The following is a 25,531-nucleotide window of genomic DNA, read 5'->3' on the forward strand; positions in this document are numbered from 1 at the left end:
CCCCGCGAAGGCAAGCCTTCACGGGGGTTCCTGTTTAAAGCATCAGCGCGGTTTCAGGAATTTCGAGGGGTATTTCCGCTTTCCGTCACAATCTACGACCGCTATCCGCCACCTGAGCCTCGCTTTGCGAGGCCACGCTCATTGAGGCCAAGGAAAGAAATTCCATGGAGCTTCTTGGATGGTTGAAAAAAGGCAGCAAGGGGCAGAAGGAATTGGGCGAAATGTCCAAAAGGCAAGCTCTGCAGTTTGCGCGAAAGCTGTATTCTTTGGGCGCAGGCAAGGTCTGGACAACCAAGATCGAGCGGGATGAGGATGGAGCTGAGTTTTCAAACAGGCTCATTATCGCGTTGCCTGAAGTATCAACGAAGCAAAGCAAGATTTATGAACTATGTGCCGACCCAGCACGGCCATTTATTGGTGGCAGAGTTCCCGCCATCAGGGTGGGAAAGAAATATATGAGTTTTTGATTTAAAGACCGTGTCTACCCAGGCTTGCGCCCGCCAAAAAATCCATCTCCTGCCTAGCCACAATCCCAGACCTTCTTGCGAAGCCAACGGAATGTTGGAATGCGCGAATGCGCGCTTGCCAGAACGGTTGCAGCCGATACACTGCTAGGCCATGAGATTGTCTCTTTTTTCTGCCATGGCGCTGGCGTCGCTGGTCGCCGGGTGCGCCCACCACAGCACTCAAAAGACCCCGGAGCCACAGGCGACCACAGCGTCTTATCCTTATACCAAACCCCTCACCTCGCTAGGCGCGAAATACGGCGCCTTGCCGACCGCCGTCCAAAACACCGTGCGCGCTCAAGCCGGGGTCGAGGAGCTTGCCGATGTCCTCAAGGAATCGACCGCTGACCGCGTTTATTACAAGATTCTTTTCAAGCAAACCCGGAATTTCCCGCCGCTCTATGTCGCCGCCGATGGCAGTGTGCTCAACCCCGACCTTACCGTGGCGGTTCCCGCCCCCCAGGAAGGCAGCGCCTTGGCCAGCGCGCCTCCGACCAAAGTGCAAATGCAGGACCTGCCCACTGATGTTTCCAAAACCATTAAAGAGCGCGCGTCCAACGTCGAACCCGCCTCCATCACCAAGGAAATCTGGGGCAATCATGTGGTGTATGTCGTTTCCTTCAAGGAGCAAATCCCCAAGCTCTACATTATGGGCGAGGACGGCGCTACGCTGACCGAAGCCACCAAATAACCGTTGACCTCCTACACGTCGAAGCTCTCGGACGATCAGGCCGCGGCCCTCAAGAGCTGGCTGCAGGCGCATGGTTATTCGTTTCGTCAGGTCCCCTATGCGCGGTTTGCCGCCGAAAAGGAGAAAACCAACCTGGTCTTCTACGAAAGCGGCAAACTCGTCGTGCAAGGCAAGGGAACGCATGACTTTGTCGAATTTGTCCTTGAACCCGAGATTCTCAAGCAAGCCCGGCTGGGCTACGAAGCGGTTTTGAACCCGGAGTTGCTGCTGCCCAGGCTCGGGGTGGACGAAAGCGGGAAGGGTGATTTCTTCGGTCCTTTGTGCATCGCGGGGGTGTATATCAATGAAGACGTGGTAAAACGCTGGAAAGATTCCGGCATCCGTGATTCAAAAAATATTTCCAGCGATAAACGGATTAGAGAGCTGGCGGAACTCATTCGCGACACGCCCGGCTGCGTGACGAACGCCGTGTGCATCGGCAACGAAACCTATAATCGCCTCTACGCCAAAATGCGCAGCGTCAATACGCTTCTGGCCTGGGGCCACGCACGGGTCATCGAGAACCTCATGGGCCTGAAATACAAAATGAACCCACCGCCGGTCCGCGCCATTAGCGATCAGTTCGCTTCCAACAAAGAAACTGTTGCCAAGGCGCTCATGACCATGGGCCGGACTGTCGAGTTGGTCCAGAAACATCGCGCGGAGGAAGACCCGGCCGTGGCGGCCGCATCAATCTTGGCCCGGCATGAATTTGTGACCCGGTTAGGGAATCTGGAAAAGCAATTTGATAGGGTGCTTCCCAAAGGCGCCTCGGCTGCTGTTGATGCGGCCGCCAAGGCCTTTGTTGAGAAGCACGGCGCTCAGAATCTCCCCAAAGTTGCTAAAATGCATTTCCGAACCGCCTTGCGGGCTCAAGGCCTCCCTGAACCGCCCAAAGTCGAATGGCGCCGCCGCCCTGCCGGGGCTTGAATCTTCCGCGTCAGGAAGCTTGCTTCACCCAGAGACGCCGATAAGCCGGCCTGACTGCAGTGGCCAACCGCTTCGCAAACCCAAGCGGCAGTTTCAACCGAGTTATCAAACTTTGAACATCAGCCGCATCGCGCAGCCGGTCCCTGGCTGAGAGATACGAGGCCAGTTTATCGTTTATGAACGCAACGGTGGCATCGCCTCGCAATGTAAATGCCAGTTTGCCCGCAGGATGCGCTCGCCCCTTTTGCATCCCACGAATCCTGGCGATTTGCTCGTGGGTGGTTCCCTCTGGCCATAGCTCAATCGGAACGCCGTGCGGTCCAATAACCGCTAGCCCGGCTTCCGGCTTTTGCGGCAGACCAAAGCGGATGCCGGGCCGGTCGGTGGCTATTTCGCTCACCGCCTGAATGGCCCGCAACCAATCCGACCGCCGCACAACCAAATCGATGTCCTTGGTTGGCCGGCCCGCTCCGCGCAAGTTCAAGGCGATGCCACCGGTCTCACGAAACTGTATCCGCTTTTTTTTGAGCACCCGAGCCGCCTGTTTATACGCATCCAACACATTGGGGTGCATCATGGGTTCAGCGTCGAATAGATGCACGGCGGAGCCGGCAACAGAGGCTCTATTTCCCGCCGATTCCCGCAGCCCGTTTACCTTTCGAGCCGCTCTCGTGCTGGCTTCATTCCAACCGCGACGATTCATCGAGTTGATTATACGTTGTGTCCCTCGGCATCCCAATCCTGAAGATTGCATTTCTTCACCAAATCCGAGTGTCACCCTGACACCCTGACTCCCCCCATCTAGCCATTTTCTTATTGCGCGCGCTGCTGCTAGGGGGATATTCTCAGCCCGTTCATCGGAGCGTAGCTCAGCCTGGCTAGAGCACTTGGTTTGGGACCAAGACGTCGCAGGTTCAAATCCTGTCGCTCCGACCATTTTCCCTCTTTTGGTTCTTCGTGAAAAGGCGTCACGCCCTGTCCCCGACCAATTTTAATGCCACGTTGCCAAGGCGCTGATTCGCGTTGCCGTTCATTTCAGAAAATCATCCAACCCCTTTTCGAGCTTTTGCAATTTTTCTTCCAAACGCATCGTTGCTTGCGGAATTCATCCCACTCGGACGAGTTCATTCTCCGAGCGGAGGTAGCGGGTGAACGGCGTGTTACTGCCCAGGTCAATCAAATCCACCGAACGGCCAATCAAATCACTGACACGCGCCCATGCGATAGAAAACCGACGGCGGCAGCCCGGAAACCGCTAGGTCGAGATCGGAAGCGGCATCACCTGTCCCGCGTGCACCGGAGCCAAAGACGTAAATTTCCCGTAGGTCATCGCCGGTGAGTTCCCCTGGAGCTGTCACGATGAAGGTCGTTCCATCGGCGGCGGCAGCATCGCTGGAAGCCCCCGTCGAGGTGCCAGTGGGGTCCGGTTTGGGTTCGGCGGCGGCTGGAGCACTGGCGGCTGAAACCGCGTTGGTGTCCTGGGCGCGTGCGATTGTCCAGCAGCACAAAGCCAGAACTGGCAACAAATAAGCAATTCGTTTTAACATAGCTTCTAACGTGTTGTTTGAGCTTGTTCTATGGTGGTGTGGTTTAATCGAGGCTTCAGACTGCTTTAACCCCTTTCTCCTCGGTCCGGATGCGGATGGCATCGTCGATGGTCGAAACGAACACCTTTCCGTCTCCGATTTTGCCGGTCTTAGCGGTGCTGACGATGGCGGCAACGGCGCCATTGAGGTGCTCGTCATCCAGGACGATCTCGACTTTGATTTTGGGGAGGAAATCCACCGTGTATTCGCTGCCCCGGTAGATTTCCGTATGGCCCTTCTGTCTGCCAAACCCCTTGCACTCGGCGACGGTCACCCCGGTGATGCCGACCTCGGCCAGTGCGTGCTTTATCTCTTCCAACTTGAATGGTTTAACTATCGCATCGATTTTCTTCATATATGTTTCGGGCCGGTTGCTGGCCGCGCGGTCAGGTCGGTCAGCCGAACTGGGTTCCCGCTCACGGCCTCTCGATCAGTTGGTTGTTTGCCGCGCACCAGAGGCGCTTTAGCAACGGCGGTGCCAAGGGGAAAGACAGCCCAATAATCAGGCGTTTTCGGCCTGTTTTTATGGGGTATTTATGTAAAACGCTCTCTTGTTTATCTGGCTTTAACCTGGGAATTTTGTGTCGCCTTTTAGCCACGGCGTTCACTTCCTGAACAATTCAGGTGCTGGCCGATTTTAATTTGCAACAGGCGCTTACAAGCCCACTGCCAATCCGGCTAAAATTGATTCTGGCTTGTAACAGTTTACAGGTGTTACACTGGGCTTCGAACCATGCGCGAAGCCAGTCAACCCGGCACCGGGCTCGCCCGTGTTGCTAATCCTGGAACGGGACGTTCCTCATTGCGGCATGGCAAGCCTCGACATCAACCGGAGCCGCTAACCATTCCTTCCCCACAGGCACAAGGAGATAGCTCGCCACGACAGGATGGGGCCGGTTGGCGCGAATACGCGGTAGCGGTGACGACGGTCGCGGCGGTCTCTGGGCTCAACTTGTGGCTGCAGAAATGGGTGGGTTATGAAGCGGTGGCACTGGTTTATTTGCTGGCAGTGATGTTGCTGGCGCTGGGGGTAAGCCGTGGGCCCATCCTGTTTGGCACAGCGCTGACGGCCCTGAGCTATAATTTCCTGTTCGTCCCGCCGCGCTACTCGTTGGGAATCGAGCGGTTCTACGACAAGATGATGCTCGCCATGTATTTTTTTGTGGCCCTGACTGTGGGGCAACTGACCGCTCGGCTCCGAGCACAACGGTTTGTTGATAAGAAGCGAGAGGAAGAACTGCGGGAAGCAGAAATCAATTCGCGGCTGCTTGGGGAATCCGAACGGCTCGGTCGGACTTTGCTGAACTCAGTTTCGCACGAGCTACGAACGCCTCTTGCTGCGATTACGACCGGGACCAATAGCCTGCGCGCCGCCGGACCCCTGACGCCGACGCAACAAAATCTGACCGCCGAGATTGAATCCGCCGCCGGGCGCCTGAATCGGGTCGTTCAGGGCCTATTGAGTGCCGCGCGTCTTCAGGCCGGTCAACTTAAGCCGACCTTCGACTGGTGCGATATTTCCGAGCTGGTGCGAGTAACGCTGCGCGAGGCGGCGCCCTGGCTGGCGGGTCATCTGGCGCAAACGCAAATCGCGCCGGATTTGCCGCTGTTGAAGGCTGATTTTGTATTGCTGGAGCAAGCTCTGAACAACCTGGTGGTGAATGCGGCAGTGCATACGCCCGCAGATACGGTCATTGATATCAAAGCTCGCATCGAAGGGAGGTGGGTGGTGTTGGAAGTGGCCGATAACGGCCCTGGTCTGGCGCGCGAGCAACTCGAGCGCGCATTTGAGATGTTTCAGCGGGGACCCGATACCAAACCGGGGGGCGCCGGGCTGGGATTAGCTATCGTCAAAGGGTTGATTGAGGCGCAGGGAGGCCATGTCCGCGCAGCAAACCGCCCGGGTGGCGGGGCCCTGTTCACGCTTTATCTGCCCGTGCCCGAGGCTCCTAACGCCCCACCAGAAGCATTGTGAATTCCTGCGAAAAAAAGAGCCCGGTGTCCGTATTGGCGATTGATGATGAGCCACAAATCCAGCGTTTGCTGACCATTGCCCTCGAGGCACAAGGGTATCGAGTGGCGACGGCCGGTCGAGGGCAGCAAGGCTTGGGGATGGCTGCCCAGCGCCGCTATGACCTGATTATTCTCGATTTGGGCTTGCCCGATACCGACGGGCTGTTGGTTTTAAAGCAACTGCGCGAGTGGACTCAGGCACCGATCATCATCATCACCGTGAAGGACGCCGCCGATGACAGGATTGAAGCGCTGGACTCCGGCGCCGATGACTACGTCACCAAACCTTTCAATACAGGGGAACTCCTGGCCCGCATGCGAGTGGCCCTGCGCCATTCGAATCGCCTAAAATCCGAAGAGCCCATTTTCCATTTCGGCGCCCTGGAAGTGGACCTCGCCAGCCGCCGCGTGGCTCTGAAAGGCGAACCGGTGAAACTCACGGCCACCGAGTACATCTTGCTGCGGCTTTTTGTTCAGCATGCCGGCAAGGTGCTGACTCACACTCAAATCCTGCGCGAGGTCTGGGGCGCCGGACATGAAGAGCATACAGAGTATCTGCGGGTTTACATGGCCCGTTTGCGTGAAAAGCTCGAGACGGACCCCGCCGCCCCGCCTTTGTTCCTGACCGAGCCCGGAGTGGGGTATCGTCTGGCCGAAGGGTGAAAGAGAGTTTGCTCGAAGTTCTGGTTGGGCTGTCCGCTACCCTGTTCGGCGCGGGGCGCGCGCTCGCCAGAAAACGCAATTGGATGGAGTGGGAAAAGCAGCCGGCGCAATTTACCGTTTCTTGAAGTGATAGAAAAGGATTAGGAACAGGAGCACTTGAAATAAAATGACTCCGACTACAACGGGGACCATGCGGAAGCGGGACTTCCAGATTTGGGGCGCCTGCAGGCGCGTGTGGCGGGCGGTCATTTCGACAATTTCGTAATCATCCAACTCCCGCTTCATGTCAGCAGCGGATTGGTAGCGCCGCTTGGGATCCCGCTCCATGGCATGGAGTATGATCTCTTCAAGAACTGGCGTTAGTTTCGGGTTGAGTTTTCGGGGCGCAATCGGGTCGCCGGTGACGCGGGCGTTCATGATGACATAGGCGCTGTCGCCGCCGAAGGGAGGGTCGCCGGTGGTCATTTCATAAAGGATAGCTCCCAGGCTATAGATGTCGGTCCGTTGATCGCCGCGGCTGCCCCGGACCTGCTCGGGGGCCATATAATCCGGGGTGCCCATAGCCGGGGTAAAGCCAACAAAAGTGAGCCGTCGAGATTGCTGGGCGCGGGCGATGCCAAAATCCATGACGCGGATGGCGCCGTCGTTGCAGAGCATGATGTTTTGTGGCTTCAAATCGCGATGCACGACCCCCTTTTGGTGCATATACTCGAGCGCCTCGCAAATGCGGCTGGCTATCTTCACTGCATCCGGTTCGGGCAAGGGGCGGACATTCTTGAGCAACTCGCTCAGGGTCTGGCCTTCGAGGTATTCCATCACCAGGTAAGGCCGGCTCTTATTCTCGACGGGAATGATCTTGAGGATATAGGGGTGCTGGAGTTGCAAGCCGATCTCCTCCTCGCGCCGAAAGCGATCAAAGCCGCCGGGGTCGCTTTCGATTTGAAGATAGGGGACCTTGATGGCCACCGCTTCGCCGGTCTTGCGGTCATTGGCCTTAAACAGGGAGGCCATGCCGCTCTTGGCAATCACGTCGGTGATCTCGAATCGATCATCCAGCAACGTACCGACTCCCAAGTCGCTGCCCAGTCCGCTGCGCCCCCGCGCCTCGGGAGGAAGCGTCTTGGAACGGTCCACTTCCCATACCTGCACAATCTGCAAGGAAACATTGTCGCTTACCTGGCGCTTTTCGGTCAGCGCGAGGAGTCGTTTGCAGGCTTCGCCCGGATGATATTTCACCACCGCGTCGAGAATCTCATCGTCCAGGAGGAATCCATAAAGGCCGTCGGTGCATTGAAGGATGATGTCCCCCTGCTGTAACGGCAGGGTGGTAATGTCATAGTGGCACATGGGCTCATAGCCAATGCTGCGGGTTAAAGTGGAACGGTGGGGGCTGGTCATGGCCTTGCGTTCGAGCAATAACCCGAGCTTGACCTGCAGCGAGGTGTAGGAGTGGTCGGTTGTGAGGCGTTTAATCTTGCCGGCGCGAATAAGGTAAGCGCGTGAGTCGCCGACATGGGCGATCGTGACTTTGTCATGCCGAAACAGGGCTACGTTGAGAGTTGTCGCCATGCGCCCGTTGTGTTGGGTCGCTTGAAAGACCTTGGCGGCTGCCGTGTCGAACATCTGGCGGATAGTATCGGTTACCGAGCCATCCGGTTTGGATTCCTTGAATATGGCCAAGGCGGTTTCGGTTGCCAGGCGGCTGGCCACGCCGCCATTGCCTTCCCCGCCGACGCCGTCGGCCAGGATGGCAACGCTGCCCAACCTCTGCCGGAGATCAAACTCGGCGGGTTCCCAAAACAGCACGAAATCCTCGTTATCCTCGCGCACCGAACCGGTGCTGGAAATTTGATGGCATTTAACGTTCATCTCGGGTTAAGGAACTTACCGGTTATGTGCCGGGTGTCGAGACGGCAGTGGCCATTCCTTGGGCTGATTTTGTTTTTTGACATGGAGAGTTGTGGTAAAGATTGGGGTGATTCTAAAGCGGCAGAGGACTGCCGCAGTCCAAGACGCTGCGCGTTGGGCAGCGCCGCTATGTGCGCTGAGGAATAGGGAACCCGGCCGTCCCCCCAGAGATGGCCGGGTCGCTCTTTGCGCTTGGTTCCTCTGATTCCTGAGCTAAAAAGCAGGCTTTTCGGTAAGCAGGACCGGTTTACCAGCTTTAACGCTGCTCTTCTTGAAGTAGAAAACCCCGTAAATACCCCAGACAGCGGCGAAGGCCAACGCGATGTATGGTTCCTTCCAACTCATCCCACTGACGCCACCCAAACTCGGGATAGGACCGATCAGGTAGAACAGCATGCAGGCCAGGTTGGCCAACAGACCGAATATCGGGATGAACACATGCTTGAATCCGTTGAAGCTATGGTGCTCTTTAAAGGCCACCATCGCTATAACGCAAGTTGTCATGTAGAGCAGAAACGTGCCAAAGTTGCTGATTAACGTCACGATCAGGAAGGTGTTTGGCATTTTGCTCAGCGTATCCGGGTTAAAACATCCGAAACTGTACCAGATGTTGTGATACTTGGCATCCAGCGGGGTCAGGGTGGTGGCTCCACCGAGGTAGGTCGTGCAGGTGATGATGCCAAAAATGATGGAGATGACCACCAGCGCCCAAATAGCGCGATGGGGCGACAGGGTTCGACCGTGCAAAAGACCGAAATGCGACGGCACTTCGTTGTCGCGGCCCATCGCGTACGTGACGCGGGCGCCGGTATTCATGCAGGACAAGGTTGTGCCGATTAAGGCCAGGAACACGGTGAAGGCCTGAACGAGCATGAAAGCCCTGCCGGCGGAGTAGCTGCCAAAAAGCCACGTGCCGGTGAGGACCATCATATCGCCTATAGGCGCGCTGGACCCGCCCGCCATCGAGATGGTATAGCCGTTGTGCATCAGATAGTTGGCGGCGAAATACTCGAAGAGGTAGCAAATCGCCCCCTGGATAACCAGCGAGAGCAACACCGCGCGCGGGATGTCACGCTTGGGGTTCTTTGCCTCTTCACCAAGCGAGGTGCAGGACTCGAACCCGACCAGGATCAGAATCGCAATGCAAGCCTGAATGAAGAACAGCCCTATCCCATGAGGAGCAACAACCGACACGGCATTGGGGTGAAAGTTGAAGGTCAGAGGGTCCTTCGCATCGCCGGCTTTCCCCGTCCAGGCATCCTCGGGTTTGTAACTGACGGTAAAGGGATCGGCAATCGCATGCCCGTCCTTGTCCAATTTGAGCTTGCCGGCATCGTCCTTTTGCCAAGCCGGGTACGGGTCCCCTTCGCCAAGCCCCATCGCAGTCAGCGCGCCCAGAACCGCGGCGTCTGTGTTCTTGGTCTTGTCCAGGTCATCTTTGGTGACCGCACGGTCTTGCTGCTTATAAACGGGCTGTCCTTTGTCATCGGTCTTGGGCGAATTATCAGCCCAGGAATCCTGAACCGGTTTGCCTTTGTCATCGGTCACATTGACTTGGTCCACGTTGTAAGCGACAGGCGTGCCATTCGAAAGGTGGAGCCCCGGAGAGCCCTGCGGATGGTGAACACGGTAGGCGATTGCGATGATCGAAAAGACTATCAGCGCGCTAATCTGGATGATGTTGATGGCCATATTCACCGCTGTGCTCCCATTGACACCGCGAAAGGCGATATAGCCCACCACCAGAGCGAACACGATGCAGAACAAGTACATGAACAGGGGGCTATTGTACGTGCCGTTGAAGGTGTTAGGCCAAAACTGGTTGGCCAGGTAGCCGGCCAGGATGGCAGTGACGCCAACCATGCAGCCTGGATATACCCAGTAGTACAGATGACTGGCCCACCCGGTGAAGAATTTCGCCACGCGCGCAAAACGGTAGGCGCCTGTCTTGGAGAGAAAAGCTTGCTCTGCGTAGAGGTAGGACGACCCCGCGCCTGGAAAGAGCTTGGAAAGCTCCGCGTAACTGATGGCCGTCGCAAAGCAAAGCATCAGCGCCCCTATTATGCCGAACCACATGGCGGCGCCAGCCATTGGCGCGCCGTAGAGGGACTGCTCTGCAAAGGTGAGCCACAAAAAGGCGCCTGGGGCAATGAGCGCCATGGCGTTGATAGTGAGCCCCGTTAATCCCAAGGTTGCTTTTGTCGTCGGGGGCTTTGCGCCCTCTCCACCCGATGTTCTGCTGGTTGTTGTCGATGCGTTTGCCATATTTTTTGGTTCTGTTGTGCGGACTATTCCTGCATGTTTTCCCCTAAACGGCTGCCTCCCCTATCTCCTCTGTGCGGATGCGAACGGCCTCCTCGATCGAGGCGACAAATACTTTTCCATCGCCTATCTTGCCGGTCCGGGCGGCCCTGACCACCGCGGCCACCGCTGCCTCAGCATGCGCGTCAGAGACCACCAACTCGATCTTCACTTTGGGCAGCAGGTCCACAGTGTATTCGCTCCCGCGAAAAATCTCGGTGTGACCTTTCTGGCGTCCAAAGCCCCTCACCTCAATAACCGTCATCCCCTCGATACCAATCGCGCCAAGGGCGTCTTTGACTTCGTCGAGTTTGAAAGGTTTGATGATTGCTTCGATCTTCTTCATCCGCTTGTTCGGTGAACGGAGGCTGTTAAGCACCGGCAATGCCAAGCGAATCAGGAAGAAGTATAACAACCACGTTACCAAATATTTATAAAAAGTCGCCTATCCTTTATTTATGGCCTGTTTATGAAGAAATATTGGGATTTAATTTCTTTTTAATGCAATCTCTGGTTGATTTTGCCCATCGAGCTTATTTCAAATCATGATTCTATTTGGTATCGCTAACGCGAATCTTCATTTTTCTTGGGCCGGCCCCGGAAAATCACCGGCTTGTAAAGGCCCGGCGCACGAATTGCTCTAGCGCGCGTTTATGGAATCGTTGCCGATCAATCCGCCATTGGCCATGGCGATACCGTTTGGAATCCTCCTGGGGGCAATTGCTTTGGGCCCGCTCTGGTTTGCGGATTGGTGGGGGCGGCATTACGGCAAGGTCTCTTTGGCGTTGGCGGCGATTGTGGTTGGGATATATGTGACGGTGTTCCGCGGGGCCGGGGAGGTTTGGCAGACAGCCCGGGATTATATCAGCTTCATCTGCCTGATTGGTTCGCTATTCGTCATCTCGGGTGGAATCCACATCAATGTAAAGGGAGAGGCCACTCCTTTGGTGAATGTGTTTTTTTTGCTGATCGGGGCTTTGGTAGCCAACGCCCTGGGCACAACAGGGGCCTCAATGCTCCTGGTCAGGCCCTGGCTGCGCATGAACAAGTACCGGTTAACGGCTCATCACGTCGTTTTTTTTATTTTTATTGTTTCCAACGTGGGCGGGAGCCTGAGTCCAGTGGGCGATCCGCCGCTCTTTTTGGGCTATCTCAAAGGGGTCCCCTTCGGGTGGGTTGGGTCTCAATGCTGGCCGATGTGGGCTACCGGGGTGGGGATTCTCTTGGCCATGTTCTTCGTCCGGGACACAGCTAATTTCCGCCGCGCGCCCGCCCGGGTGCGTGAAGAAGAAACCGCGCATGAACAATGGCGGTTTCTGGGACTGTCGAACGCGTTATTCCTGGGCCTTGTGATTGGGGCGGTTTTTATCAAGCGGCCTCCCTTTTTGCGAGAGGCGCTCATGGCGGCTGCCGCTGCGGGGTCCTACTTCACCACACGCAAATCGGTGCATGACTCCAATGACTTCAACTTTCATCCCATCAAAGAGGTGGCCCTGCTGTTCGCGGGGATTTTTGGCACGATGATACCGGCTTTGGACTGGCTCCAGGGGCACGCCGGCCAACTGGTTCAGCCGACCTCCGGTCTTTTCTACTGGGGCAGCGGGACCTTATCCAGCGTGTTGGATAACGCCCCCACATATCTCAGTTTCCTAAGCGCCGAGTTCGGGACCTTTGCAATACCTGAAAAGGCGGCGGCAGTGCTGGTCTGGCTGAAAACCCACGGTCCGGATGTGGCAGCGGCGACCGGGCCGCATGCTGAGCAAATCTGCCAGGTCATTACGGCACTCAAAACACATCATCCGCAGGTGTTGCTGGATGGAAGTTACACACAGGCGCATGCCGAAATGGGCTTGCTGCTGGGCAACCCGCTTTACGTAAAGTGCTTGCGGGCAATCAGCATCGGTTCGGTCTTTTTTGGGGCCAACACCTACATCGGCAACGGCCCGAATTTCATGGTCAAGGCCATCGCCGATCAGCAGAAGACCCATACCCCCACGTTCCTGGGCTACTTTTTCAAATTCACCCTGCCTTTTATGCTGCCGATGTTGTTAGTGGTTTGGTGGCTCTTTTTCAGGGGCTGAGAGAGCGGAGGAGGATGCGGAAAGGGACCAAACAGGACCTCCTGGAAGTCAGCCCTCCGACCCGGCTCGACCCCTGCGACTTAAGTCCGAAAAGCCAGCACAAAGGCGATTTCCAAGGCCCACAAGCAGCCGCTGCCAAACAGCAGGCGGTGAATGAAACGGTTGGTCCGGCGCATCGCCTCCAGGCCGAGCCGCATGAGCGAGACGTCAATGACCCAGAGCATGCCGGGAGGGCATGGGGCTTTCGGTTCTGATAGCCGCTCATAGCGACTGGCAATATGGCCTTCTGCGGCCAGATGCCGTATGAAAAAGCACTTCCGCCGCTCGGAATAATTGTTGCGCGCGGCCCGGATAACGACCTGCTCGCCGTGTTGCTCGACATAAATCACGTTATCCGGTTCAAACATGAAGAACGGGACGGGCTTTTCAGAGATCGCTTCGATCCGCATAACGAATTAGACTGCTTTGCCGCCAATCAGATTCATGGATGCACTCTGACACGACATCTGGTGGTCAAGCAACTAAAAGATGCGATTTCTTTTAAAAAAAGGCGCTGTCGCTCGCTCAAGCAGACCGACTGTTCCAACCACGGCCAGCCACGGCCAGTCCGCATTGAATTGCGGCATTGCGCCCGGCGCGGTCGTCCATTAACATGGCGTCGGCTTTTATTTCACGCGTCACTCGGTCAACGCATTGGTGTGACCTCGTGTGCGCGAATCCGAGTCTCCATTGTATGTCGCCGGACCGCTTCCAACTAATTGACCGGCGTGAAAATTCTCTGGTGCGCGAAATCATAAAAGCAAAACTCCCGGAGCCGGGCGGCGTGTCAAGATGGACCGCAGAGGGCAAGCTCGTGCATCCCGTGATGCCCCACAATATTCCCTTTGTCATGCTGGGCACTTTCATCCTGGCCTTCGGATGGTTCGGATTCAATCCCGGCTCAAGCCTTGCAGGAACCGACCTGCGCATCGCGGTCGTGGCTGTCAACACGATGCTCGCCTCCGCCACCGGCGCTCTGGCTGCCACACTATGGATGTGGTGGGTGCGGACGAAAAAGCCTGACCCTTCCATGATGTGCAACGGCATGCTCGCCGGCCTGGTGGCCATCACCTGCCCTTGCGCGTTCGTCAGCGCGGGCGGCGCCTCTATCCTTGGCGCTATTGCAGGCGTCCTCGTCGTTGAATCTGTGTTCTTCTTCGATAAGATAGGCATCGATGATTGCGTTGGTGCTATCTCCGTCCACGGTGTCAACGGCGCTTGGGGCTGTCTGTCGCTGGGCTTGTTCGCCGATGGAACCTACGGTTCAGCCAACGGCTCATTTCAGGTTCGCCAGTTCTCGCTCACGACCGCTTGCCGACGACGCTCTTGTTCAAACTCGGTCAGGGTTGCGACGTCCGTTTGCGTGGCCTGCTTTCTCAGCCAATTGAAATGATGTTTCCAATCTGGCCTGCGCTCAGGGCCTGGCTGCGTTCGTGTGATATACCCGATCGCTCTGCCGTTGCGACTGCAGTTCAAAACTTTCCCCGCGCTCGACGGCATCGACGTCTTCCCGTTCAAGTCACGTATGGTCAGCAAATTCATGTCAGACATGATAAGCCCGATAAACGGTTTTTTGGCCAATGATTATTCTCCATGCTTACGCTGGACAAAGGCGTGCTCGCCGACCGGAAAAAAGAAGGAACACTTACTTGAATCCGAAATAGCCACTTCGCCGGTTATTCGGTTATTCTGAAGCGGTCAATTCCCTCTCGATTTGTTCCAGGGTCCGGCCTTTGGTCTCGGGCAATCTGGCCAGAATGAAAAAGAAGCCGGCGACACAAATGCCGGCGTAGAGCCAGAACGTGCCGGAGGGGCCTAACGAGGCCTTCAGCAGCGGAAAGGAATAAGTGAGCAAGAAGCAGGCTACCCAAAGGGAAGTGACAGCAACGGACATCGCGGCGCCCCGGATGCGGTTGGGGAAAATCTCCGAGATGACGACCCAGGTAACGGGGGCCAGCGACATGGCATAGCAGCCGATGGCCGCCAGGACCAGCAAGAGCATTGGAACCCCTTGGACTCCGCTGTGGTAGCAAAAGCCAAGGGCGATATAGATGACCGCAAGCCCCGCAGCCCCGATGAGCATCAGCACGCGGCGTCCACTGCGATCGACGAAGCCCAAAGCGACAAAGGTGAACACGAGGTTTACCGAGCCGGTCCAGGCGATGTTCTTCAGCACATGGGATATATCGTAGCCGGCCGCCTGGAAGATTTCTTGAGCGTAATTAAAAATCACATTGATACCGCACCACTGCTGAAAGACGGCAAGACCGGCACCCAGGAGGAGCACCTTGAGCACGCCAGATTCCAGAAGGTCTCGAAAACGCACGTGGCCGATTTCGCCTTGGGCGAGCGTATTCTGCACGTCGGCGACCTCGGCCTGGGCATAGGCCTCGCCACCGATGCGGGCGAGTATCCGTTTAGCCAGGTCGCTGCGCCCGTTCTTTACCAGCCACCGGGGGCTCTCGGGCACAAAGAGCATTCCGGCGAAGAACAGCAAAGAGGGAATGGCTGTGACTCCAAACATCCAGCGCCAGCACGTCTGGCCGTACCAGGAGATGAGGATGTACTCCTTGGTGGCGCCGGTCGGCAGGTGGCGGCCAAGAAACCAGTTGACGAATTGCGCCAACAAGATGCCAACCACAATCGTCAGTTGGTTGAGTGAAACCAGACGGCCCCTCAGGCGCGCGGGGGCCGCCTCGGCGATGTACATGGGCGAGAGGTTCGATGCCAGGCCTATCGCAACGCCCCCCAGGATTCGCCAGATGACAAAGACCGTAAAAGTCGGCGCCAAGGCGTTGCCGACCGAGGTCAGCGCAAACAAGACGGCGGAGAAAAGCAGCAACCGCTTCCGTCCAAACCTGTCGCTCGAGGCGCCCGCCAGAAGGGCGCCCAGGAGACACCCCAGCAAGGCGCAGCTATTGGCCCAACCCGACTGCGAAGCCTGGTTCAAATGAAAATAGATTTCAAAGAACTGCTTGGCTCCGCCGATGACGACCCAGTCATAGCCAAAGAGCAGCCCGCCTAAAGCCGCGACCGCCGAGATGAACCAGACATAGCCCGGATGGCCGGAGGTTGCGGGCTCCTCAACTTTTTGGCTTTTGGCTGCCACAGTCATTCAAGGTTGGGGATTGGCTGGAACTCGTCGCTTCGGCGCGTGAACAGCCGATATATTGGAAAGGGCTGGAGCGGAAAACATTTTGAGATGCAACTGAGCGGCTAAATGGCCAGGGTCAAGTTGCTGCACGCGGCGCAATTCCTTTTCGGCGGACGCCCGTTTGTCCAAACCATACCAACCCAAGCCCATCAAGTACCGGCAGTTCACCTGGTTACGCCGGTCCAAATCGTCGTCGAACACCATGAATTCAGGGAGAGAAACCGCGAAATAATCAATGACGATTTTATCATGGAGATGTTGCTGGCCAAAGCGCACGAGAGTTTCAAAGCGGCGTTTAGCTGCGGCTGTGCGGCCCAGCTTTTGCAAGGCCAGGCCCTGGTAGAAAATCGTGTCGGGATTCTGGTCGTTATAGTACAGCGCGGGAGATGGCGCGTCCATGCCCAGGGCGGCCTTTTCCCAATATTTGCGGGCGGCCTTTGAATCCCTCCGCCACGCGTGCGCGATACCCAGCCAGTAAAGGATTTGGTTTTCCTGCGCCCCATGGAGTTTGCCCTCGCCGAGGTTTTCGGGATAGGCGCGCGCCCGGTTGAGCAGCGCCACGGGGTCGGCCTCCATTGTCCCGGGCAACGCGCCCGCCCCGGCCGCGCTGCCCGCTTCAAAAACGGCATGGCGTAATTGTTCCTTGGCCAACTCCACCAGACTCGTCACGTATTGCCCCGTAACTTTTCCTTCACCGCCCTCCCATGGATGGAACTTGCGGCTTAACAACAGGTCGAGAGCCTCTTGATGCCTCGCAAAAAAATTCAAGAGCGTTATATACTCGACCAGCAGGTCCTCGCGTTGGGAGAGGATGTGGAGATGCCTTTGCAAAAACTGAAATCTGCTCCTGGCGGAAACGCCGGCCCGCCTTTTCAGTACATCCAACTCGAACAGAACGCGGACATCGGTCTGGTCCAAAGCGAAAGCCCGGTTTAAAGAGGACAGCGCTTTGGCCGGGTTATGCTGCTTGTTAAAATAAACCAACGCCAGGTTCCGGTGCGGGGTGGGCCATTGGGGTTCGATGCGGCGGGCGGCTTCCCAGCAAACCGTGGCCTCGGGAACCTGCCGTTTGTCGTACCAAAGGTTTCCCAGGAAAAAGCCCGCTCGCGCATCGCGTGGATTGAACTTCAACGCGGTCTGCAGCGCCAGAATGCTTTCGAGACTGTTCGGGAAACAGCGCTCAGGATTTTGGGCGCGCGCTTTTTTAAAATGGCGTGCCGCCTCTTTTGTGTCTCCCTTCAAGGCGGCGTAATAACCCAGGAAATAAAACAACATCGAGCGCGCATTGGGCATTCCGGTTTGGCCCATGTGGCCAGGGGCACGGGTTTTCGAGCCGTTGCCCAGAAGGGCGCTTGGGGCGCTTGTCTGCAATGGCCGCTGGAGCAGTCCCATGGCCTCGCCGTAGGCGCCCAGAGCGGCGTAATCCGCCGCGATTTCCAGAGAAGTATGTTCGCTATAGCGCATTAAGCTGAGCAACTCGGCTGCATCCTCTTTTCCGAGCAACACCCGCTCGTTTCGCGCCCCGAAATCGAGCGGGTCTCGCTCGATGGCGCGGTTGGATAAATCCAGAGCCTCGGCTGTTCGATTCATTTTGCGCAGCAAAACGGTCTTTAAATGGGCGCTCTTTTGATTGCATGAGTTCCTTTCGAGAGACCGGTCGATGAATTCCAGGGCCTGCTCCAAATCGTCGCGCATAGCGGCCAGTTGAGCGAGTTGGAAAAAGGCCGCATCCTGCCGCGCAGCGTCCCACGCGCTCTTGCAAAACGCAGCACAAGCCTCTGCCGGGCGGCCTAAATAGCGCAGGCAAACACCCAAATTGTAGTGAGGCTCGCCGTCCGGCGGATTTGGGTTGTGACGCATTTGCGTTTTGATTGCGGCGCGAAAATGCTGCTCCGCCTCGATGAACTGTCCTCGGCGCAGCAGAAGCAGACCCAAGGCATTGTTGTTGCGAATGTCGCCCGGCTCATGGCGCAGGGCCTCGCGGTAATAGTCCTCGGGTTCGCGTGTGGCATGACGGTATTGTTCGAGATGCAGACCCGCCAGAAGGAGCGCCTCGCTACCGGTCAGCTTGCGGCGTTCGGCAATGGCCATTGCCGGCTCGGGCATCGCCTCCGGTTGCTTGGGTTCGGGCGAATAGGAAACCAACCGCTCTCCATCGGCGGCGCAAACGCTCAGTTCGATGTCTTGAGGCCGGGTGTGCGCCGGCAAACGCACCGTGGCAATTAACGGGCTCTCGGGGCCTAGATCAGCTTGGCGTTGCCACAGGAGCTTTCCTTGTACGGCCAGGCGCACAGCGGACTTTTGGCGCGCCGCACTGGCGTAGGCTCCCAGACGGGCTTGTCCTCCTTGAACTTCAAGGCTGATGGCCGCATGAATCGTGGCATTGCGCACGTAACCAATCCCTTTGTAGGGCAGAAAGAATTGCTTGACCAGCTTCTCCTCGAATGGCCGGAGCCATGAAAAATCGGGCTGGTTATCGGCGAACACACCGCACATCAGTTCCGCATAGGGCCCGTCTTCGTCGGTCAAATTCCGGTCCCACGCTTTTCCGAAGTCGCCGCAGCCCCAGACCCATTGTTTCTTGCCTGGAACGAAGTGGTGATCGGCCACATGAAGGACGCCGGCCTGCTTTCCGTGATCATACCCGCCGAGAAAATCGTAATCGGACCGTGCCGCCATATAGGAAGTCGGGACCGGAAGGTTTTTGTACCAGGAGATATCGACACCCCGCGAGTAATCCACCTTGTAGTAATGTCCGCGCGCTATGGGGAAAGCCGATACGTCGCGTTTGCCATGGTCATAGACAGCCTGGACATCGGGCGGAAAAACGGACTGGTACTGATCGTTGACATGCACAGCAGGGTTGGTCCAAAGATGGAAGCTCTGGGGCAATGCGGTGGGGTTGAATAGGCGAATCTCGATTTCGAGGATGGCCTGCCCCGGATGCAGCGTCAGGCCGAGGGTGCCTTTCAGATGCCACATCGGCTCAATCTCGCTCAACCAAAGAGTTTTGCTCCCGCCGGGACCGGCTGTGATGGCGTAGTCCACCGGGCAATAGGTGCCCGGGCGGTGATGTTGCGGCCAGTTAAACTCGATGCCGCCTGAAAGCCAGGGCCCCGCCAGCCCAACTAGCGCCGGCTTAATGACGCGATTGTGGTAAATGAAAGGGTAGTTGTTCGTCTTGTCGTAAGCATATTGGATGCGCCCGCCAAACCCCGGCATCACCATTAACTTCAAATAGTCGTTCTCCAAAAAAACCACAGGATGGCGCTCACTCACCTTCTCATCCCCGATGCGGTCAATTACCGCATAAGGATAAACCCGCCCCGAGCTTCCCTGGTACACCCTCTTTTCCAGGAACATCGGGTTGCGGTTCGGTTCGCCGGCCAGATACGTCGGAATGGCAAGCTCTTCAGCCCAGATGCGGACCCATCCTTCCTCGCCCGCTCCTCGTTTTGGCGGTCGGTTGTCCAGGGTTTTCGAGGATGCGGACGACGAGGAGGATCTCAGCGGGAGCATATTCAAAACATGCTTTTAAACGAACTGCAGCTTGCTGGTGGGAGCTTCCGGGTCCCAGCCGCGCGGCGGCGCGCTGTTGATCGAGGAGACATCTTTGATGGAGATTTGGCGTCCGCGCGTTTTAGGGCCTTTGACCTCGACTTGAGTTGGCGCACAGGTCTGCTGATTAATTTTTTGATAAGGCGCGGGCTTGTACTTGATAAACAGTTCCGCAGGGGTATCCGGCTCGAAGAAGAGGACCTTGGATTTAGGGGGGATGCAATGGTACATCTTGTTAAGAATCGAGCCGCCAAAAGTGAATCGCTTCAGGAATGTGGCTTCGCGGTTGGTATAGGCGCAAGTAAAGACTCGCTCGCGCTCGGGCAGCCCGCAATAGATCAGGTCCGGTCCGACAAAGAGCTTCTCGGCCAACTCGACCACCTGGTAATGGCCGTCCTTAAAAACCAGCACGAGCTTGTCAAATTTGGTGCACTCCACCTTGAATTCTTCACCGGAGACTTTGTGGCCGACATACCCGGATTCCCGGTCGTAAGCGACTTTGAAGGCCTTGAAAGCGACCTCACGCGCATCGACTTCATCGTAACGGCTGGATTTGGTCAGGCGCGGGTACATCGGCGCGTACTTGGCCAGGAGCGCTTCCAGATGGCTGATGACATAGCGGGTAAGGCCCTTGAGATTCTTGCGGGTCTCCTCGATGTCAGCCTTGACCCGCTCCATCTCCTCACGGTGCTGGTTGATGTCAAAGACAGAAATGCGCCGAATGCGGACCTGGAGCAGGCGTTCGACATCGGGCTGAGTCAGTTCGCGAACCAGTTGTTTGCGGAATGGTTTGAAGCCGTCCTGGACCGCTTCGAGCACTGCCTCATTGGTTTTGCATTGCTCTATCTTTTTGTAGATTCGTTCTTCGATGAAGATGCGTTCGAGGGTGCGGAAATGGAGTTCGTCCTGGAGTTTGCCGAGTCTAAGTTCGAGTTGGCGTTTGAGAATGGCGACCAGTTGCGCCGTGTTCTCCTGCAAAACCTCCGAGACGGTCATCTCGACCGGGCGATTGTTTTTGATAATGACAATGCGACTGGCAATGGAGACCTCGCAGTCAGTGAAGGCGTAGAGGGCATCGGCTAATTGCTCGGCGCTGACGCCGCTGGGCGCCTTGACCTCGATTTCAACATCCTCAGCCGTATAGTCATTAACGCTGCGGACCTTGATCTTGCCCTTGCGCGAGGCGTCTTCGATGGATGCCATCAGCGAGTCGGTGGTGGTTGTGGGCGGGATTTCCTTAATAAGAACGGTCGAGTCGTCCTTGATTTTGAGTTTGGCGCGGACCTTAATTTCCCCGGCGCCATCCTTATAGCCGCGGGCGTCCATCAGGCCGCCGGTCTGGAAATCAGGGAGGCACTTAAAGGGCTGCTTTTTGAGAATCGCGATCTGGGCTTCGAGCAGTTCGGGGAAATTGTGCGGCAGGATGCGCGAAGCCATCCCGACGGCGATGCCCTCGGTGCCGAGCATGAGCAGGAGCGGGAGCTTGCAGGGGAGGGTAACTGGCTCTTTTTTGCGTCCGTCGTAGCTTGGAACAAACTCAGTCAGCTCATCATTGAACAATTCAGTACGAGCCAATTCTGTGAGCCGGCACTCGATATAGCGCGCAGCGGCGGGTGGATCGCCGGTGTAAATGTTCCCAAAGTTTCCCTGACGTTCGATGAGATAGCGTTTATTCGCGAGCACAACCAGGGCATCCCCAATCGAAGCGTCACCATGCGGATGGTACTTCGTGGTGTCACCTATTACATTGGCAAGTTTTGTGAAGCGCCCATCGTCTGATTGGTGCAGCGCCCATAAGATGCGGCGTTGGACCGGCTTGAGACCGTCCGCCAGATTGGGGATGGCCCGGTCGCGGATGACGTATGAGGCGTAATCGAGAAAGCTGCGATTGACCCGCCGATGCAGCGGCAACTCGATCTTGCCAGGCACAAACGGACGTGGCGGCGCGGTGTTGGCGACATTCTCGGCCAGGACGTGGGTTTCGCCGTTGCCATTGCCGTTTTTGGCAGGCTTGATTTTGGCGGGTTGGCCATTGCTGCTTGGGGGCATCGGTGTAGCGTGGACTTCTCCGGGCGTGGCCTCCGGCATTTCCTGGATCGGAAGCTCAGGCTGGGTTTCGTTTTTTTTGCGCTTAGCGGGCATGATGAAAACTTGCGTGCGTCAGGTTTCTGAATTGGAACAGAGGCGTTTGACTTTTAAACCAATGTCGGACATATTGTCGGACATGAAGACATTTACTGTGCGAGACTTGGATCGCAAACCAGGCGAAGTGCTGGATGCTTGCGACACACAAGGCGCCGTGCGCATCCAGCGCCGAGATGGGCGCAGGTACACCGTCCGGCCTGAAGACGCTCCGGTTAAGAAAGCGCCCTGGCAGAAGCTGTACGCGGAGCACCGCGCCCGGATAAAGGGAATCTTTCCCAAGCCACTCCCGCAAGAGTTCGTCGATGCGTTGGACAAACTGATCCGAGGTGATTGAAACCTTACGCCGATACTAACTTCTTCACCCGGTACTACCTGGAAGTGCCGGACTCCGAGGGACTGGGCGGCCTTGCTGAGGCTGCAGGGCGTTCCGGCGCAGGGGCGCTCCCGGTGAGCTGGTTTCTTCGGATGGAAATCTGTAACGCTCTGCAATTGTGCCTCTTTCGCGCGCGTGATTTCCGTCAGGCACATGTCACTGCCGAACAAGTCTCTGCGGCTATGGCTTGTCTGCGAGAGGATTTGAAACGCGGAGCTTTGTTGCGAGCCGTTGTGTTGGCCGTTTCGGACCTCGAGGGGCAATTCGAGGAACTCAGCTTGCGTCATACGGCCAAACACGGGTTCCGGACATACGACCTGGTGCACGTAGCCTCCGCGCTGTTGTTGGGCTGCGACACCTTTTGGAGTTTTGATTCCAAGGCTACCCGCCTGGCTGCCTTGGAAGGATTGGAGACAATTTGATTTCATTCTTCCACCGGTACGACCAGGTTCTCCATGATATAGTCTTTGCGTTCGGGAGTGTTTTTGCCCATGTAAAAACTCAGAATCCCGGAGGCCTCCTGCTTGGGTGCGTATTCCACCTGGCTGAGGCGCATCTCTTTTCCAATGAATTGCTTGAACTCGGCGGGCGAGATTTCGCCCAGACCCTTGAACCGGGTGATTTCACCTGATTTTCCCAGCTTCTGCGCGGCAGTGTCCCGCTCGGCCTCCGAGTAACAGTAGAGTGTTTGCTCCCTGTTGCGCACCCGGAACAGCGGGGTCTCGAGCACGAAGAGATGGCCGTCATGCACGAGTTGATCGAAGAAGCGGAAGAAGTAAGTAATCAGCAAGTTGCGGATGTGCAGGCCATCCACATCGGCGTCAGTGGCCAAAACCACCTTTTCATAACGCAACCCTTCAAGGTTGTCCTCGATATCCAGGCTGCGCATCAGGTTGTACATCTCGTCATTTTTATAAACGATGTCGCGCTTGAGGTCCCACACGTTCAGCGGTTTGCCCTTGAGAACGAAGATAGCCTGGTTCTCAACATCCCGGCAGCTTACAATGGACCCGGCCGCCGACTGGCCTTCGGTGAGGAAAACCATCGTTCCTTTGCCCTTACCCTTGGCTTTGTTGAAGTGCTCCTTGCAATCCTTAAGCTGCGGAATGCGGATGGTGATGGCCTTGGCCCGCTCGCGCGCCAGTTTCTTGACCTCTTGCAATTCCTTGCGCAGTTGGCGGGTGTCCTGGACTTTGGCGATGATTTTTTCAGCGATTTCCTTGTTGCGATTGAAAAAATGGAGAAGCTCCTCGCGCACCCGGTTGACCAGGTCCGTTCGGATTTCGGTGTTGCCAAGCTTGTTCTTGGTTTGCGACTCGAATACAGGGTCCTTGAGCCGAATAGCCACCGCCCCAATCATGCTTTCCCGCACGTCATCACCTTCGAATTTTTCGTGGCCATATTCATTGACGGCTTTCAGGAGGCCCTCGCGGAAAGCGCTCAGGTGGGTGCCGCCGTCGGTGGTATATTGGCCATTAACGAACGAATAAAACGTTTCGCCGAAGCGGCTATTGCTGTGGGTGAAGCAAAACTCGAGGGTCTTTTCCGCATAATGGAGCGGCGGATAAATGGGTTCACTGCCGTCTGCCTGCAGGTCCTCCATCACAAGGTCGAACAAGCCCTGGCGCGATTGGAAAACCTTTCCATTGTAGAGCAGCTTTAGCCCGGTATTGAGGTAGCTATAGTGGCGCAAGCGGCGCTCGACATGTTCCGCACGGAATTCGATTTGTTTGAAAATTTCCGGGTCAGGCTCGAACCGGACGAGCGTGCCATCCGGCTCGGTAGTTTTGCCCTTATTCTCCTTCTTGAGCTTGCCCTGCTTGAAAAGGGCCTCGACGAATTGGCCTTCGCGAAAGCTGCGCACCAGGAACTCTTTGGAGAGCGCATTGACGGCCTTGGTGCCCACCCCGTTCAACCCCACACTGAACTGAAATACGTCGTCATTATATTTCGCGCCGGTGTTAATCTGCGACACGCACTCGATCACTTTTCCCAGCGGAATCCCACGCCCAAAATCACGCACCGTCACCGCTTTGTCGGCGATAGCGACCTGGACCTCCTTGCCGGCGCCCATGATGAATTCGTCGATGGCATTGTCGATCACCTCTTTGAGCAGGATATAGCATCCGTCATCGTAGTGGGACCCGTCCCCAATCCGGCCGATGTACATGCCGGTGCGCAGCCGGATGTGTTCCAGCGAGGAAAGCGTTTTGATCTTGCTCTCGTCATAAATGTGTTTGGTGTCTGCCATACTTCAAAACACAGAATATCGGCCCGCCGGCTCAGGTTGCCAATAAGAAATCTCGGTTTAAACCAACTCGGTGTGCCGGCGGGATGCGCCCCTCCTCGGGCGCGGCAACGTTGAAACAATGAGGGACGCCCGCGTTACTTTTCATGAGCCCCGCACAACCACCCTTAGCCGGGAGCGCTCGATGGAAAAAGTCGCTGGCAAATGGCCCAGCAGTTCGCCATCGATCTGGATGGGGGTCGAGGCCGGGCTTGTCAGGGTCACCGATTGGGCCTGGAAAACCTGGTTGCTGGAAGCGGGCAGCACCCCGCAGGCCAGCAATGAGGGCCCACAGCGCGCCAGGGTCAGCCAGTTAACCCGGGGAAACACGCAGACTTCCAGCAGCCCATCGCGCAGGTCCGCTTTGGGAAAGACCCGGAAGGGTCCTCCATATAAACGGCCATTGCCCACAAGGACCAACCCCCCGGTCAGGGCATGCCGCCCATCGGTCACCGTGATTTGGGATGGCATGCCCGCCAGAGCCTGAAAACCCGCAACCACATACGCTAGGGGCCCGATCTTTTTCTTCCATTCCCAATCCACCAATTCGACCGCTCGCGCGTCCAGCCCCGCGCCCGCTAATTGGGCGAAATAGCGGGATTGTGAAGCGCCGTCTGCCCCGTAATCCACTTTGGGAAGATCAATCCGGGTTTCGTTTCCTGTGAGAACCACCTCCCACGCCGCGCCGAGTTTAAGGGGAAGATTCAACTCGCGCGCAAACACGTTGACTGTCCCCAAGGGCAGCACCCCCAGACGCGCCCGCTCGAATCCATCCCGCGCGTCACCGATGCCATTAAGCACTTCATTGACTGTGCCGTCACCGCCGGCGGCAACCACAGTTTCAAACTCTTCGGCAACAGCCTCGGCGGCCAGCCGCCGGGCGTCCCCGGGGCCGCTGGTCAGCTTCAGCGTGCTTTGGGCGCCTATGGCGTCCAGATGCCGCCGAAACCGGCGCGCCTTCTCGCCTCGGGCCGCGGGGTTGAAGATGATGCAAATGCTCACGCGACATTCTTTGCGGACGCCAGAAGCAATAGTCGAGTAGAAAGGACAGGGGGGCGAGGTGCCCGGGGCGCCAGGTAGGGGGTTTAGCATGTGTTTTGGGGTGATGACCTACTTTCAGGAGAAGGGGCTAGTGTATTTTAATCAGTTCCATTAGCACGCCTTTTATACGCGCGTTCTGTGTGACGCCGACTTGCCGGGCGCAGCCTGGCAAAGGAAACAGGCTTCCTTCCACCCGCGCAGTCTGTCGCGTGCTTT

Annotated in this window: 20 protein-coding genes, 1 tRNA gene and 1 pseudogene; 10 read left to right on the top strand and 12 right to left on the bottom strand. The window is 56.9% G+C overall.

What is annotated here, in order from left to right:
- Positions 1–164 precede the first annotated feature (164 nt).
- From VG146_19980 to rnhC, 3 genes are all read left to right on the top strand, one after another.
- The gene (locus VG146_19980) at positions 165–467 is read left to right on the top strand and encodes a hypothetical protein (protein ID HEV2394638.1); all 303 of its coding nucleotides are present in this window, start codon (positions 165–167) and stop codon (positions 465–467) included.
- 151 nt (positions 468–618) lie between these two features.
- Entirely contained in the window at positions 619–1,197 is a 579-nt protein-coding gene (locus tag VG146_19985; protein ID HEV2394639.1) for a hypothetical protein, read from the top strand.
- A 3-nt stretch (positions 1,198–1,200) separates the two neighbouring features.
- Entirely contained in the window at positions 1,201–2,166 is a 966-nt protein-coding gene (gene rnhC, locus VG146_19990; GenBank protein ID HEV2394640.1) for a ribonuclease HIII, read from the top strand.
- Positions 2,167–2,176: 10 nt separating this feature from the next.
- On the opposite strand, the gene VG146_19995 is transcribed toward rnhC, so the two are convergent.
- Positions 2,177–2,869 (bottom strand): hypothetical protein, encoded by a 693-nt coding sequence (locus tag VG146_19995; protein HEV2394641.1) that lies wholly within the window; start codon positions 2,867–2,869, stop codon positions 2,177–2,179.
- 155 nt (positions 2,870–3,024) lie between these two features.
- Between VG146_19995 and VG146_20000 the strand changes: the two genes are divergently transcribed.
- Positions 3,025–3,102, top strand: a tRNA-Pro gene (locus tag VG146_20000).
- A 266-nt stretch (positions 3,103–3,368) separates the two neighbouring features.
- Here the strand turns inward: VG146_20000 and VG146_20005 are convergent.
- Together VG146_20005 and VG146_20010 are read right to left on the bottom strand one after the other, a co-directional pair.
- Complete coding sequence (locus VG146_20005) at positions 3,369–3,713, bottom strand: nucleotidyltransferase domain-containing protein (GenBank protein HEV2394642.1); 345 nt, start codon at positions 3,711–3,713, stop codon at positions 3,369–3,371.
- 55 nt (positions 3,714–3,768) lie between these two features.
- On the bottom strand, positions 3,769–4,107 hold the full coding sequence (locus VG146_20010; protein ID HEV2394643.1) for a P-II family nitrogen regulator: 339 nt from the start codon (positions 4,105–4,107) through the stop codon (positions 3,769–3,771).
- Positions 4,108–4,485: 378 nt separating this feature from the next.
- On the opposite strand from VG146_20010, the gene VG146_20015 reads away from it, so the two are divergent.
- Together VG146_20015 and VG146_20020 are read left to right on the top strand one after the other, a co-directional pair.
- Positions 4,486–5,727: an ATP-binding protein gene (locus tag VG146_20015; GenBank protein ID HEV2394644.1), complete on the top strand. Its 1,242-nt coding sequence runs from the start codon at positions 4,486–4,488 to the stop codon at positions 5,725–5,727.
- Positions 5,724–6,428 (top strand): response regulator, encoded by a 705-nt coding sequence (locus VG146_20020; protein HEV2394645.1) that lies wholly within the window; start codon positions 5,724–5,726, stop codon positions 6,426–6,428. The genes VG146_20015 and VG146_20020 overlap by 4 nt, the downstream gene beginning before the upstream one ends.
- Before the next feature lie 111 nt (positions 6,429–6,539).
- On the opposite strand, the gene VG146_20025 is transcribed toward VG146_20020, so the two are convergent.
- The 3 genes from VG146_20025 to VG146_20035 all read right to left on the bottom strand — a co-directional run bounded on the left by VG146_20025 (position 6,540) and on the right by VG146_20035 (position 10,983).
- Positions 6,540–8,297 carry a protein kinase gene (locus tag VG146_20025; GenBank protein ID HEV2394646.1) on the bottom strand — a complete coding sequence of 586 codons (1,758 nt, stop codon included), beginning with the start codon at positions 8,295–8,297 and terminating at the stop codon, positions 6,540–6,542.
- A gap of 252 nt (positions 8,298–8,549) precedes the next feature.
- The gene (locus tag VG146_20030) at positions 8,550–10,601 is read right to left on the bottom strand and encodes an APC family permease (GenBank protein ID HEV2394647.1); all 2,052 of its coding nucleotides are present in this window, start codon (positions 10,599–10,601) and stop codon (positions 8,550–8,552) included.
- A 43-nt stretch (positions 10,602–10,644) separates the two neighbouring features.
- Positions 10,645–10,983 carry a P-II family nitrogen regulator gene (locus tag VG146_20035; GenBank protein HEV2394648.1) on the bottom strand — a complete coding sequence of 113 codons (339 nt, stop codon included), beginning with the start codon at positions 10,981–10,983 and terminating at the stop codon, positions 10,645–10,647.
- A 307-nt stretch (positions 10,984–11,290) separates the two neighbouring features.
- Here VG146_20035 and VG146_20040 point away from each other — a divergent pair, with 307 nt between their 5' ends.
- The gene (locus tag VG146_20040; GenBank protein HEV2394649.1) at positions 11,291–12,718 is read left to right on the top strand and encodes a sodium:proton antiporter; all 1,428 of its coding nucleotides are present in this window, start codon (positions 11,291–11,293) and stop codon (positions 12,716–12,718) included.
- Positions 12,719–12,798: 80 nt separating this feature from the next.
- Here the strand turns inward: VG146_20040 and VG146_20045 are convergent, their stop codons facing one another.
- Positions 12,799–13,167, bottom strand: coding sequence for a hypothetical protein (locus VG146_20045; protein HEV2394650.1), 369 nt, complete (start codon positions 13,165–13,167; stop codon positions 12,799–12,801).
- 422 nt (positions 13,168–13,589) lie between these two features.
- Here VG146_20045 and VG146_20050 point away from each other — a divergent pair.
- A pseudogene (locus tag VG146_20050) lies at positions 13,590–14,021 on the top strand (ammonium transporter).
- A gap of 420 nt (positions 14,022–14,441) precedes the next feature.
- Here the strand turns inward: VG146_20050 and VG146_20055 are convergent.
- Genes VG146_20055 through VG146_20065 form a run of 3 tightly spaced genes read right to left on the bottom strand, consistent with a single transcriptional unit; the run spans position 14,442 to position 21,611 of the window.
- The gene (locus VG146_20055) at positions 14,442–15,872 is read right to left on the bottom strand and encodes a sugar porter family MFS transporter (protein ID HEV2394651.1); all 1,431 of its coding nucleotides are present in this window, start codon (positions 15,870–15,872) and stop codon (positions 14,442–14,444) included.
- Positions 15,873–19,430: a DUF5107 domain-containing protein gene (locus VG146_20060; GenBank protein HEV2394652.1), complete on the bottom strand. Its 3,558-nt coding sequence runs from the start codon at positions 19,428–19,430 to the stop codon at positions 15,873–15,875.
- Positions 19,431–19,445: 15 nt separating this feature from the next.
- Positions 19,446–21,611, bottom strand: coding sequence for a DNA topoisomerase IV subunit A (locus VG146_20065; GenBank protein ID HEV2394653.1), 2,166 nt, complete (start codon positions 21,609–21,611; stop codon positions 19,446–19,448).
- Between the two features lie 82 nt (positions 21,612–21,693).
- Between VG146_20065 and VG146_20070 the strand changes: the two genes are divergently transcribed.
- A complete protein-coding gene (locus tag VG146_20070; protein HEV2394654.1) occupies positions 21,694–21,948 on the top strand; it encodes a hypothetical protein in 255 nt (84 codons plus the stop codon).
- Positions 21,945–22,409, top strand: a complete 465-nt coding sequence (locus tag VG146_20075) for a type II toxin-antitoxin system VapC family toxin (GenBank protein HEV2394655.1) — start codon at positions 21,945–21,947, stop codon at positions 22,407–22,409. Before VG146_20070 ends, VG146_20075 begins: the two co-directional genes overlap by 4 nt.
- Before the next feature lie 2 nt (positions 22,410–22,411).
- Here the strand turns inward: VG146_20075 and VG146_20080 are convergent, their stop codons facing one another.
- Together VG146_20080 and VG146_20085 are read right to left on the bottom strand one after the other, a co-directional pair.
- Positions 22,412–24,238, bottom strand: coding sequence for a toprim domain-containing protein (locus tag VG146_20080; GenBank protein HEV2394656.1), 1,827 nt, complete (start codon positions 24,236–24,238; stop codon positions 22,412–22,414).
- A 141-nt stretch (positions 24,239–24,379) separates the two neighbouring features.
- Positions 24,380–25,276: a diacylglycerol kinase family protein gene (locus VG146_20085; protein HEV2394657.1), complete on the bottom strand. Its 897-nt coding sequence runs from the start codon at positions 25,274–25,276 to the stop codon at positions 24,380–24,382.
- Positions 25,277–25,531: the final 255 nt, after the last annotated feature.

The sequence above is a fragment of the Verrucomicrobiia bacterium genome, from assembly GCA_035946615.1.
Classification (GTDB): domain Bacteria; phylum Verrucomicrobiota; class Verrucomicrobiia; order Limisphaerales; family UBA8199; genus DASYZB01.